This window comes from Mycolicibacterium palauense (genome assembly GCF_002592005.1).
GTDB classification, from domain to species: domain Bacteria; phylum Actinomycetota; class Actinomycetes; order Mycobacteriales; family Mycobacteriaceae; genus Mycobacterium; species Mycobacterium palauense.
In genome coordinates this window covers 1-12251 of record NZ_NVQF01000068.1, presented here as the reverse complement: position 1 = coordinate 12251, position 12251 = coordinate 1, and the positions used below count along the sequence as shown (strand labels likewise).

The window sequence follows — 12251 nt, the reverse complement described above, 5'->3', positions numbered from 1 at the left end:
CCAGCCCGCGCTCAAGCCCCGCGAGAGTAGAGCTTTCCGAAAAAAACGCCGTTTTCACGGTCCGGGCGTCGCCATCGTGCGCGGGCGTGGCGCGACGCGCGCCGTCGGCTACAGTCACGACATGGAACTACTACGCAATGTAGTTGTACTGATCCACATCGTCGGGTTCGCCGTCACCTTCGGCGCCTGGGTGGTCGAGGCGGTCGCGCGCCGGTACCGAACCACCCGGGTGATGGAGTACGGGCTGCTGATCTCACTCCTCACCGGCCTGGCGCTGGCCGCGCCGTGGCCCGCCGGGGTGGTGCTCAACTACCCGAAGATCGGCGTCAAGCTCGCCCTGCTGATCGCCCTCGGCGCGGTGCTGGGCATCGGCAACGCCCGGCAGCGCCGCACCGGCCAGCCCGCGGCCATGCCGCTGTTCGCCTCCGTGGGGGTGCTGTCTCTGACGGCAGCCGCCGTCGCGGTGCTGTGGTGAGCATCACCCGCTAACTCACACAACACGCGGGCGAGCCGCCTACAGGGGACGCTCCGTGATGTAGACAGTTGCAGCGAATCCTGTAAGGATGCTGTGTATGCCGGAGGGGGTGGGGCGGACCGCTGAGGTTCGCGCCGTGGCCCACTTCCTCGATCGGGCCCGCACCCAACCGGCGGCGCTGTTCGTCGACGGCGAGGCGGGGATCGGCAAGACAACCCTGTGGCTGGCAGCGCTGGAACGCGCGCGCGACAAAGGGTTCGTGGTGCTGAGCACGCAGGGCGCCCCCACCGAATCGGTGCTGGCCTACAGCGCCCTGGCCGACCTCGCGGGCACCGTGGACGAACAGGTCTGGTCGGGCCTGCCCGAACAGCAACAGGCAGCTCTGCGGGGGGTGGTGGATCTCAGCGGGGCCGGCGGCGACAACCCCCGCGCCGTCTCCGCGGCGTTCCTGTCTTTGGTGAACGGACAGGCAACGCGTTCCCCGGTACTCATCGCCGTCGACGACGTCCACTGGGTCGACCGGTCGAGCAGGGACGTCATCGCGTTCGTGGCCAGGCGGCTGTCCGGACCCGTGGGTCTGCTCATCACCGAACGCACCCCCACCGACACCGCTCCCGTGGGCTCCTGGCTGCGGATGCCGCGACCGGAGTCGGCGCAGCACATCAGAATGGGGCCGCTGAGCCTGGGCAAACTGCATGCGGTGCTCCTGGCGCGCCTGGGACGATCGATCGTTCCCCCGCCCCACCATGGCCCGCATCGCCGAACACTCCGCGGGGAACCCGTTCTACGCCCTGGGATTGGGGCGGGCCCTGCTCAGCGATCCCTCGGGCGCGACCGCAGGATTGCCGGGCACGCTGGCCGAGTTGGTGACGGCACGCATCCGCACGCTGCCGCCGGAGGTGCTCGCGCCCCTTCTTGCGGTGGCCTGCGTCGGCGCGCCCGCCACCGCCACGGTCGCACGCGCGATCGACACCGACGTCGAACAGACCGTTGCGCTTCTGGAGCACGCCGAGGATCAGGGGATCGTCACCTTCGACGGGTACCGCGTGCGCTTCTCGCACCCGTTGCTCGCCCAGGGCGTCTACACCGGCGCGGCCCCCAGCGTCCGCCGCGCCATGCACCGCCGGCTGGCCGCCATTCTCGACGAGCCGGAGCTCAAGGCACGCCATCTGGCACTGGCCACCGCCGTTGCGGACCCCGAAACCCTGACGATGCTCGACGAGGCCGCCCGCAGCGCCCGCGACCGCGGCGCCCCCGCCGCGGCGGCCGAGTTGCTCGACATCGCCATCCGCCTCGATCAGCACACCACCCCGCAGCGGCGGATCCGCGCGGCCAGGCAGCATCTGGCCGCCGGCGACGCCGGCGCGGCACGCGCGCTGCTGGAGTCCGCGCTGGCGGAGCTGCCGGACGGGCAGCTGCGCTCACGAGCCCTGGCCCAGCTGGCCACCGTGCACCTCTTCGACGACAACTTCCTGGAGGCGGCCGCGCTGCTGGAACGTGCGCTCGCCGGGGCCGGCGAGGATCTTGCGCAACGAGCCCAGATCTCGGTGACCCTGGCCTTCGCCCTGTCCAATGCCGGTCACCTGGACGCCGCGATCGCCGGAATCGAACAGGCCGAGGAGTGGGCCGAGAGACTCGGATATGCCCCGCTGCTGTGCCAGGCCCTGACGATGCGCGTGCACCTGCACTTCCTGCGGGGTGACGGTTTCGATGAACCGGCGTTGCAGCGGGCACTGCAACTCGAGGACGAATCCGACGACATACCGCAGGCATTCCGCGCCAGCCTGCATCACGGCCTGTTCCTGGCCTGGACCGGCCGGCTCCACGACGGCCGCGACGAGTTGCTGGCCATCCGGCGGCGCTGCATCGAACGCGGCGAGGAATCCGAGATGCAGCCGGTGACCTTCAACAGCTTTCTGGTCGAACTCTGGCTGGGCAACATCGAGGGGGCGCGACAGGTTTCCGCCGACGGCACCGAGCGGGCCGAACAGCTCGGTGGGGCCCTGGCACCGGGGATCGCGCACACCATGCGAGCGGCGCTGGCGGCCTACACCGGCGCCGAGACGGCCGCCCGGGAGGCCGCGCACGAGGCGTTGGCGGCCAGCAGGCGAAGCGGCGCGACCACCCTGCTGGTGTGGCCGATCAGCATCCTGGGGTTCATTGAGTTGTCCCTCAAGGATTTCGACGCCGCCGTGGCAGTGCTCGATCCGGCACTGCAGGTCCTCGAGTCGGTCCCGACCGCCACCGAGATCATCACCGCACCGTTTGTCGCCGACGCCGCCGAGGCGCTGGTCGAAGCCGGCCACCTCGACCGGGCCGAGTCGCTGATCACTCGCCTCGAGCAGAACGGTTCGCGCCTTCAGCGTCCCTGGCTGCTGGCCGTCAGCGCGCGCTGCCGGGGGATGCTGCACGCCGCCCACGGAGATGTCGCGGCCGCCGTCGACAGTGCGACCGCCGCCTTGCGCGTACACGAGAACCTGCCGATGCCCTTCGAGCGGGCCCGCACCGAACTGCTGCTCGGGAGGCTGCAGCGGCGTCGACGCCACCGCGACGTGGCCGCCGCGACGTTGCGGCGCAGCCTGGAGGTGTTCGACGGTCACGGCGCGACCCCCTGGGCCGAGCGTGCGCTGGCCGAGCTCGCCCGCATCACGACGCCGACGGCTGGACCGGCGACCGTGCTGACCCCCACCGAGCGGCGCATCGCCGAGTTGGCCGCGGCGGGGCTCACCAACCGGGATATCGCGGGAGCGCTGTTCATCAGCCCCAAGACCGTCGAGGCCAACCTCGCCCGGACCTACCGCAAGCTGGGCATTCGTTCGCGCAGCCAACTGGGCCAGCACGTCCCACCCGACAAGTCGTAGGTGGCGGGCAAGGGAATCGACTGATTCCGTTCAGCCCGGGGCTGGCTACCGTGACGGCCCATGAACGCGGCTGGATCGCACTGCTTTCTCGCTGAGTGGTACGCCGACGACGGCGCGGACGGGGTGGCCCGCATCCTCGACAGACTCAAGGCCACGCTCTCGGGTGGGTCTGCTCCCGGAGCGGCCCGCCTGGTGTTGACGCTGGCCGTGCCCACCGACGAGGTGGTGTTCGGAGTGTTCGAAGCGGCCTCGATCGAGACCGTCGATGCCGCGTGCCACCAGGCGGGGCTGCCGCCGCTGCGGATCAACCCGGTGCTGCATGCCCTCGACAGTCCAGAGTCCACACGCAGGGTGTCGGGATAGGGATTTCACGGATTCGGTGGGGTGTCGGGGTCGTTAGTTTCGTGGGGTTGAAGCTGGCGTCGAGTTGGGGGTTGTCGCGCATGGAATCGGGTAAGTACATCTCACGCGTCGGTGGGTTCGCGGTGGCACTGGGGCTGGGAGTCGCTGTCGCGACCATCAATCCCGCGGTGGCCGTCGCGGAGTCCTCCGACAGCGGCGGCTCCTCGGATTCCGCCGGCTCGGGGTCCTCGACCAAGAAACGCGCCTCCGCGGCGGCGGGCCGCGCGGCCCGGTCCTCGGGCTCGGGCTCGGGCTCGGGCTCCGACAGCTCGGACAGCTCCGACACAGCCACCACCCGCACGACCACACGGCGCGCCTCCTCGAACACCGCATCGGAGACCAGCACCGATTCCAGGCCTGACTCGAAGCCCGACTCGAAGACGGACTCGAAGCCCGACTCGAAGCCCGACTCGAAGCCCGACTCAAAGTCGGACACCGAGCCTGACTCGAAGCCCGACACCAAGTCCGACACCACATCCGATTCCGCATCAGACTCCGCATCAGACTCCGCATCAGACACCACGTCGGACGGCGAGCCCGACACCACCTCCGATTCCATCTCGGACACCGCGGACACCGGAGACACCGGCGGTCAGACCGAGCCGAGAACACCCGCGCGGCCAACGGCGCTCACCAGCTCATCGGGCACACGGTCGACCCCGCGCACCATCGAGGACCTGGCCACGACCACCCCGACACGCCTGCCCGACACCGAAACCACTCCCACGCTCACGGCTGCCGCGCTGGACACCGCCACCGACCTACTCCACACGCGCACCACCGCCCCCGAGGCCACCGCCGACGCGGCTACCGTCCCCGCCTCGCCGGCACCGGCACCCAACACTCCTCAGACTCCGCCCGGAGCCTTCCTCAACCTCGCCACCACCGCGCTGTCCACGGCGATCACCCCCTTGACCACCCCCACCGCCCCAGCTGCCCCGACACCACCACCGTCACCGGCGCTGCTGGGCGTACTGGCCTGGATACGCCGCGAAATCGAAGACACGTACGCCAATTTCAGCGTCTCCATCAACGGCCACCAAATCATCCAGAACGGCACCGCCACCGCCACCTCCACCGGCTTCGGCTCCATCGCCATCGCCCGCGGCGACAACGCCACCGCCACCGCCACCGGCTGGTTCGCCCACGCGCGCGTCGTCGGCGACGACAGCACCGCCGACACCGAAGGGAACTTCACCCGAGCCGTCATCCGCGGCGACGACAACACCGCAGTGTCCACCGGCTACGCCACCACCGCCAAGATCATCGCCGACTCCAGCGTCGCCTCCGCCAGCGGCCGCCACGCCCTGACCTACATCGGCGGCGCAGGCGATTCCGCCGCCTCGGCCGCAGGCACCGGCGCCCGAGCGATCATCATCGGCGAAGGCAATGTCGCGGAAGCCACCGCTGGAGAGGGTGACCTGTTCGTCACGTCCTTGATCATCGGTGACGGCAACTCGGCGACCTCGGATGGCTCCTTTACCCGTGCCGTCATCATCGGAGACACCAACTCCGCGAGCGCGCGTGAGGGCGCATTCAACCGTGCGCTGATCATCGGCGAGCTCAACATCGTGGGCGCCGCCTTCGGCGACCACAACCGCGCGATCGTGATCGGCAATGAGAACGAAGCCCTCGCCGCCAACGGCGACCACAACACCGTCGTCGCGCGCGGCGACGACAACGACGCCGACGCAACCGACGGCACCTTCAACACCGCACGCATCGTCGGCGATGGCAGTGTCGCTGAGGCCACCGACGGGCACAGCGTGGCCTACATCCACGGCGTGGAGGCCACTGCCACCGCAAGTGGCGAGGGATTTGGCCGCGCAACCATCATCGGTGAGCACAGCAACGCCGCGGCATTTGCGGGGGCCGGGGCGCGGAGTAAGGCCGTCATCGTCGGTTCCAGCAGTGTCGCCAACTCTGTCGGTCGTGAAGGCTCCACCGCTATTGCGCGCATCGTCGGTTCCGGCAGCGACGTCCTGGTGTTCGGCCAGGGCGGTGCAAGCTCGACGGGCCTCGTCGTCGGTACGGAAAGCTCGGCGATCGCATCGGCGGAAGGGGACGGTGGTTTCGGCCGGGGCGCCAGTGTCGTTCTCGTTGGCGACGAGAACCTCGGTTCGGCTGCCGCCACCGACTCGCGCGCCACGGTCCTGGTGTGCGGCACCGGGAACAACGGGACCGCGGAATCGACCGGCGGCGGCGTCGCCGACATCCGCTTGGTCGGCGACGGCAACACCGGGGACGCGGACGCTTTCGACGGCCGGGCCAAGATCGTCGTGCACGGCGACGAGAACGAGGCCACCGCGGCCGCGGACAGCGGCGGACACGCCACCCTGGTGCTGGTGGGTGAGCTCAACGATGGCACGGCCGCGACGTCGGGTGGGCGCGCCAAGGTCGTGGCGGTGGGCGATGAGAACACTGCGCTGGCGCTGGCTGACTCCAGCAGCGCCACCATCTCACTGATCGGCAGTGACAATGAGTCGACCGTGACGTCTTTCGATGCATCCCGAGTCAGCTCCGTGGTGACGGGTGATCGAAACTCGGCCAATGCCGACGGTGACGGCGAGTCGGTTGCCCGAGTTGTCATCCATGGACACGACAATGCCAATGCCGTGAGCGCCGACGACCGGGGCTACGGCCTCAGCCGGATTCTCGCGGTCAACAGCTCGTCTGCGGCCAATGCCACCGGCGGCGTGGCCCTGGCGGAACTCGTCGGTGACAACAGCTCCACTTTTGTCGATACAACATCGAATACAACGTCGAATACAACGCCGAATACAACGTCGTCGGAGGGCTACACGCGGGCGGCGGCCTACGGCAGCAGCAACGCGGTCTCCGCCACCAATGGCGGCAAGGTCGTCGTATTCGGCGACGACAACGACGCCACCGCGGACGACGCCGGAAACATCGTGCGGGTGTTCGGCGACGACAACGACGCGAGTGCCGGGAACGGTGTGGACAACCTGGCTGTGGTGATCGGTGACGGCAATGCGGCGTCGGCCGGTTTCGGAAGTGGCAACACCGTAAGGCTCGTCGGCGACCTCAGCACTGTCTCTGCGGGAAACGGGAACAACAACACCGCCACGCTGTGGGGAGATGACGGTGCCTCCTCGGCCGGCAACGGTGACGGTCTCCCCCCGGCCCACAACAACACCGCCCACGTCGTTGGCAACAACAGCGTCGCCACCGCGGCTCTGGGTGACGGCAACACCGCGATCGTGCGGGGCGACAACTCGGCGGCGGGCAGCTATGACGTCACCGAGAACACATTCGCCCGGGTGGTGGGGGACAACAGCTCCGCCTACGTCCTGGGTACGGGCAGCAGCGCGCGCGTCTACGGTGACGACAACAGGGCCTGGGCCTTCGGAACGGCCGACAACACTGCCGTCGCCGCGGGTCGGTCGAACACCGCCTCGGCCGGACCCGGGGTGGACAACACCGCGATCGCAGTCGGTTTCGGCCTGACCGCCGAGACCGGGCCCGGCGACGGGCTGACCGTCGTGACACTGTTCGTCGAAGGGTGAAGTCGGGGACGCGCGATGCGGCGGGGCCGGGAGCGGTGGCGGAGGGATTTGAAACCCCGGACGGTGTTGGCCGTCTCTCGCTTTCAAGGCAGCGCGAACAGGCAATATGAGACTGTAGCGGACTCTCCGCTGCTTCACTGAGCTGTACCAAAGAACATCGCGCGGGCACCCCCGCTGGTCGTTGATGTGGCAAGTGTGTGGCAGGTTTCCCACCACCCGCAGCGTCGGCGAGGCGACCGAGGCTGCCTCCTCTGCTCCACTGGACTCCACCGTGCTAGCAGGGACGACACGCCGATGTACAGAGCTCGCGCCCCGTAGTGGTGTTGTCTCGGAACTGGTGCAATCTGCGCCCATGAATGAAACACCGGAACAGCAGCCCCAGCTGCTGACCATTCGCGAGGCCGCTGAGGCGCTGCGCGTCTGCGAGGCGACGCTCTACGGGATGATGCGTCGCGGCGAGCTGGTGACGGTCAAGTTCGGTCGACGCACGTTGATCGAACGTCAGGAGATCTCTCGCGTCATCGCGGCGCACCGTGCCGCGTAACTATCGCAGCAGCTTCGAGACCCGCTGATGCGACAACCCGAGCACCGAGCCGATCTCGGTGGTGGTCGCGCCGGCGGCGCGGAGCTGGCGGGCGATCTCACGGGCAGTCCGGCCAGCCCGCTCAGCAGCCTCCTCGGCTTCGGCCCGCTCAGAGCGCAGCCTGTCGACGGCTGCCAGCACGTCCAGCTCAGAGGCCGTGACGGCAGGGTCGAGCTCGACCGCACTGGGGGCCAGGTCAGCGGCAGCGGCGGCTAGCTGCACCGCTGCGGGCCGCACTTCCGTGTACGTCCTCACCACGGTTGCGGTGGCGTCCGGGGCCGTCAGCGTCCAGCCCCGCCCGATCGGTTCCACCTCGATCCGCACGCGCACGAGGTGACCGTACCCGCCGTGCGCGGTGAAAACAGTGCTCGACGCGGTAGCCCAGCGTGGACAGCGCCGCGTCGGTGTCGGCGACTCCGGCGACCTTGGCCGCCCGGTGCGGATAGCGGCCCTGTCCAGGGTGGCAGAGTCGTTGGTCGAAGCCAGGGTCAGAATCCGGGCTTCCGCGGCGATGTCCATGGCCTGCAGTAATTCTGAGAGCCCACTGCCGCCACGCCCTTGCCGGTCCCGAACCCAGAGATCGACGTCCTCCAGCACGAGCAGCACCGGCCCGCCCAGCTGCTGTGCTTCCTCCGCGACCGCTGTGAGCAGGTGCTCACCGGCCCTCGCCTCGACGTAGATGACGGTGAACACGCCAACTACCTCCGCGGCGACGGCTGCCGACACCGCTGATTTGCCGGTTCCGGGTGGGACGACGAGCAGCACCCCGCGGCGGCTGCCGAGGCCGTGGCCGTTGAGGAGTTCGTGGCGGTCACGCACCGCCACGAGGCCGAGATCGATTTCGTACCATACATTCTCGTCGACAACCACTCCTCGTAGTAGTACGACTGCTCGACGCCCACGGTCATCGACCCGACATCCCCTCCACGGCCAGCAGGAGGACGTGACATACTGCCCACCTGCGGAAACGTCGCCGTCACCGCGCCCGCGCCCATCTCGGGAGGCCTGCCCAGCGCCCGGATTTCGGCCCTGCCCCAGGGGAGAGCCCAGTCACCCGTGGTTTTTCGGCGATGACCGACGAGAATTTGCATTCCCGCAACAGGTCCGGAAAACGTCCTGGTGAGCGCGTTTTCTGAGCCGGAAACGGGTCTGGAGCTGGTCAGGAGACGCACCCACCAATGGAAACGCACTGGTACGGCCTATCCCCAGTGGTCGAGCAGGTGCGCGCAGCACTGGCCAGTGCAGAGGTGGCCGCCGACTGGCTGTGCCCGTGGCGGGTTCCGACACAGGGTCTCGTCTATGCCCGGGAATGCTTGACGACCTTGACGGATGCTGGTTGACGTACGTCAGGGGGCGAGGCCGGCGCTAGCGGCGCTCGACAACCTTGCACTAACGCACATAGAATGGCGTTAATCAATGTTAGGGGCGTGGTGGACCGTGTCAACGACTGACGAGCTGGAACGGCTGCTGCAGGAACGATTCGAGGTCTCGACGACCCAGTTCATCGACGCACTGAGATTTCTACCCATCACCCGGCCGTGGGCGGCGTCCCTGGCCGAAGACGCAGCCCGACTCCTCGACGAGGCGGGCTTGGTCGAAGACGCGGATGCGTTCGTGTCCGCCGGCGCCGAGGTCGCCGGCGAAGTAGCGCGTCTGGCGGTCACCGCCTTCACCGTCGACGAGGTTGCCTCCGGCCTGGGAATCAGTGCCTCGCGGGTGCGTCAGAAACGCCTCGCCCGCGAGCTGTGGGCCATCCCCGACGGCCAGACCTGGGTCTTCCCAATTCTGCAATTCGAAACCGGCGATGATGGCGGCCCCACCCGGCAGATCCGCGGTCTCGACCAGGTACTCAAGCAGCTTCCCACGGACCTGCATCCGGTGGCGGTGGCCGGTTTCCTCCAAACCCCGCAACCTGACCTGTTTCATCAGCGGACCATGACAGTGATCGAATGGCTGCGCGACGGCGGCGAAGTGGACAAGGCCGCAGCTGCGGCGGCCAACGTCGACTGGTACACCGTGTGACCGCACGCCTACCCGGCCCCCCACCACTGGCCGAGTTGCGCGCCATCGGGATCCGCGACAACGAGTACCGGTCCTCATCAGCCGACCAGCTGTGGTGGCGAGTCCACCGCACCAGCGGGGCACATGTGTTGGCCTGGAACGCGTTTCGCGAGAACGGGCCGCGTCTTCGGTTCGACCCGCACCCACTGCCGGTCGGGGATCACCCGGGGATCGGGGTTTGGTACGGCGCCGCCGAACCGGCTGCGGCGCTGGCCGAGTCATTCCAGGTTGACCGCACCATCGACCGGTTCCGCGGGGCGCCCTACCTGACGGCGCTGCGGTTCACGCGGGACCTGCGGCTGCTCGACCTGGCAGCCGACAGTGCCGGATCGTGGCCGACACGAGCAGGTGGCACATTCGCCCTGTCGACCGGCCCGCACTCGGTCACCCAGCGCTGGGCGCGCCGGATCACCGAGGCCTTTCCCGATGTCGACGGCGTGCTCTACAACAGCCGGTTCTCGGGTCGCCACTGCGTCGCGTTGTTTGGGCCAGCGGTGCCGGCGATGCCGTCGCGGCCGGTGCTGTCGCTGCCGTTGAGCCACCCCGGCCTGGCGGTGCGAATCGCTTCGGCAGCGCGGCAGCTGGGCTACCAGCTGATCTGAGGTGCCCGCCGAGTCTATGGAGCAGATCGTGATTCGAGACCTTCCCGAGGCTCCGCGAACAGCTTCTCCAGCCGCGGTTTGTGCGACACCGGCCGGTCCAGCACCGACACGAACTCCGACCAGGCCGGTGCGTCGAGCATGAACAGCCGGCGATCGGCAAGTACGTCGCGGGCATGAGCCAGCGTCGCGGTCACCGTGAAGTTGGTCAGATCGGTCCCCTCCACTTCGGCGGCGCGACGAATCAGCGCGTCCTGCTCAGCAGTCAGGCGCACCGCGAACCGCTCCGTCTTCGTAGCCATGCCATCCATTGTGTGCCTATGAGGCACACAATGGAACGGTCCGTCGAATCGGTTAGGCAGCGGCGGTGGCGGCCTCGGCTCGGCGCGCGGCTCGGGTCACGAGCGTGTCCCAGACCGCCACGCACGTCATCACGAGGACGGCCAGGCCGCCGACCATGAGCAGATCGGTGAGGAACGCCAGGCCCGCGAGGACCGCCAGCGCGACCAGCCCGGCCACATGCGAGGCGGGGGCCCGCGCGTAGACCACGTGCCGGTAGATCGCGCTGGCCAGCAGGTACAGCACCGGGCCGCCGACCACCGCGGCGGTCAGCGCCGGAGTCATCTCCCCGGCCGGGTGTTCGAGGATCAGCCCGTTGGAGGCGGCCATCACGATGATCCCGGCGATCAGAATGACGTGGACGTAGTGGAACATCGCGCCGATACGCCCCGGATCGTCGGAGGCCGCGATGACCCGGCTGCCGTCAGCGCTGCTGGTGCCGAAATACACCCACCACGCGGCGATGATGCCCAGGAACGCCACCAACGCCGCGATCAGCACCGGGATCTCCCACTGCTCGCGCTGCGAGAGCCCCGCACCGGTGGTCAGGATGGTCTCGCCGAACGCCACGATCACGAACAGCTGGCAGCGCTCGGCCAGGTGCGCGCCGTCGATGGTCCACTCCCGGGTCTGCGACCGGCCCAGGAACGGGAACGCGAACCCGAACATCGGGCAGAGGTACTCGATACCGACCGCGGCGGCCCACAGCGCGATCCGCACGGTGGTGTCCTCGGCCAGGCCGCCGGCGATCCAGAACACCGCCGACACCAGCAGCCAGGCCAGCATCCGGGTGAAGTTCGCCGACAGGGCGTGGCCGCGGCCCAGCGACCACAACGCGAACACCGTGCGCCCGACCTGGAACGCGACATAGACCCCGGCGAAGATCAGACCGCGGTCGGCGAAGGCCTGCGGGATCGACGCGGCCATCACCAGAGCCCCCGCGGTCAGCGCGAAGATCAGCCACCGCACCGCTGCGGTGTTCGGGTCGAACCAGTTGGTGACCCAGCCGGTGTACTGCCAACCCAGCCACATCGCGAACCACAGGATCAGCGTCTGCGCCGCCCCGACCAGGTCCAGGTGATGTGCCAGTTGGTGACTGAGCTGGATGACCGCGAAGACGTAGACCAGGTCGAAGAACAGCTCGACGTAGCCGACATGGGAGTCGCCGGTTCGGCGCAGGCGTGGTGTCGTCATTTCAGCGGGTGGTGTACCCGCCGTTGGCGAACAGGGTCTGGCCGTTGATCCAGTGGCCGTCGCCGCACAGGAACACCGCCAGCGGGGCGATGTCGGTGATGTCGGTGAGCCGGTTGCCCATGGCCTGGCTGGCGTGGAAGGCGGCCCGCTCCGGGGTCTCCTGCGGGTAGAAGAACGGGGTGTCCATCGGGCCCGGTGCGATGTTGTTGA

9 protein-coding genes and 3 pseudogenes are annotated in these 12251 nt (G+C 68.7%); 8 read left to right on the top strand and 4 right to left on the bottom strand.

Going from position 1 to position 12251, the window contains the following annotated elements; translation table 11 throughout:
* The first annotated feature begins 121 nt into the window (after positions 1-121).
* The 6 genes and pseudogenes from CSR00_RS22100 to CSR00_RS30295 all read left to right on the top strand — a co-directional run bounded on the left by CSR00_RS22100 (position 122) and on the right by CSR00_RS30295 (position 7809).
* On the top strand, positions 122-475 hold the full coding sequence (locus CSR00_RS22100) for a Fe-S protein (protein ID WP_099024592.1): 354 nt from the start codon (positions 122-124) through the stop codon (positions 473-475).
* Positions 476-563: 88 nt separating this feature from the next.
* Positions 564-1046: pseudogene (locus CSR00_RS31345) on the top strand (ATP-binding protein); the annotation flags it as partial.
* 124 nt (positions 1047-1170) lie between these two features.
* On the top strand, positions 1171-3336 hold the full coding sequence (locus tag CSR00_RS22095) for a helix-turn-helix transcriptional regulator (protein ID WP_245906390.1): 2166 nt from the start codon (positions 1171-1173) through the stop codon (positions 3334-3336).
* Positions 3337-3396: 60 nt separating this feature from the next.
* On the top strand, positions 3397-3699 hold the full coding sequence (locus CSR00_RS22090; RefSeq protein ID WP_099024573.1) for a hypothetical protein: 303 nt from the start codon (positions 3397-3399) through the stop codon (positions 3697-3699).
* An 80-nt stretch (positions 3700-3779) separates the two neighbouring features.
* Entirely contained in the window at positions 3780-7265 is a 3486-nt protein-coding gene (locus CSR00_RS22085; RefSeq protein WP_099024572.1) for a beta strand repeat-containing protein, read from the top strand.
* A gap of 352 nt (positions 7266-7617) precedes the next feature.
* Positions 7618-7809: a helix-turn-helix domain-containing protein gene (locus CSR00_RS30295; protein WP_141564435.1), complete on the top strand. Its 192-nt coding sequence runs from the start codon at positions 7618-7620 to the stop codon at positions 7807-7809.
* A 468-nt stretch (positions 7810-8277) separates the two neighbouring features.
* On the opposite strand, the pseudogene CSR00_RS31660 reads toward CSR00_RS30295, so the two are convergent.
* Positions 8278-8718, bottom strand: a pseudogene (locus CSR00_RS31660) (AAA family ATPase); the annotation flags it as partial.
* 546 nt (positions 8719-9264) lie between these two features.
* On the opposite strand from CSR00_RS31660, the gene CSR00_RS22070 reads away from it, so the two are divergent.
* Complete coding sequence (locus tag CSR00_RS22070) at positions 9265-9870, top strand: hypothetical protein (RefSeq protein ID WP_245906387.1); 606 nt, start codon at positions 9265-9267, stop codon at positions 9868-9870.
* Positions 9867-10511, top strand: a complete 645-nt coding sequence (locus CSR00_RS22065; RefSeq protein WP_099024568.1) for an RES family NAD+ phosphorylase — start codon at positions 9867-9869, stop codon at positions 10509-10511. The genes CSR00_RS22070 and CSR00_RS22065 overlap by 4 nt, the downstream gene beginning before the upstream one ends.
* A gap of 14 nt (positions 10512-10525) precedes the next feature.
* On the opposite strand, the pseudogene CSR00_RS22060 reads toward CSR00_RS22065, so the two are convergent.
* The 3 genes and pseudogenes from CSR00_RS22060 to CSR00_RS22050 all read right to left on the bottom strand — a co-directional run.
* Positions 10526-10843, bottom strand: a pseudogene (locus CSR00_RS22060) (type II toxin-antitoxin system TacA family antitoxin); the annotation flags it as partial.
* A gap of 19 nt (positions 10844-10862) precedes the next feature.
* Positions 10863-12041 carry a low temperature requirement protein A gene (locus tag CSR00_RS22055; RefSeq protein WP_099024567.1) on the bottom strand — a complete coding sequence of 393 codons (1179 nt, stop codon included), beginning with the start codon at positions 12039-12041 and terminating at the stop codon, positions 10863-10865.
* Between the two features lies 1 nt (position 12042).
* A partial coding sequence (locus CSR00_RS22050) for an SDR family oxidoreductase (RefSeq protein ID WP_141564434.1) occupies positions 12043-12251 on the bottom strand: 209 nt, incomplete at its 5' end.

Excerpts from the sequence above, each read along its gene's own strand:
- CSR00_RS22055 (WP_099024567.1), bottom strand. The coding sequence starts at position 12,041 with ATGACGACACCACGCCTGCGCCGAACCGGCGACTCCCATGTCGGCTAC.
- CSR00_RS30295 (WP_141564435.1), top strand. The coding sequence starts at position 7,618 with ATGAATGAAACACCGGAACAGCAGCCCCAGCTGCTGACCATTCGCGAG.
- CSR00_RS22100 (WP_099024592.1), top strand. The coding sequence starts at position 122 with ATGGAACTACTACGCAATGTAGTTGTACTGATCCACATCGTCGGGTTC.
- CSR00_RS22095 (WP_245906390.1), top strand. The coding sequence starts at position 1,171 with ATGCGGTGCTCCTGGCGCGCCTGGGACGATCGATCGTTCCCCCGCCCC.
- CSR00_RS22090 (WP_099024573.1), top strand. The coding sequence starts at position 3,397 with ATGAACGCGGCTGGATCGCACTGCTTTCTCGCTGAGTGGTACGCCGAC.
- CSR00_RS22085 (WP_099024572.1), top strand. The coding sequence starts at position 3,780 with ATGGAATCGGGTAAGTACATCTCACGCGTCGGTGGGTTCGCGGTGGCA.
- CSR00_RS22070 (WP_245906387.1), top strand. The coding sequence starts at position 9,265 with ATGTTAGGGGCGTGGTGGACCGTGTCAACGACTGACGAGCTGGAACGG.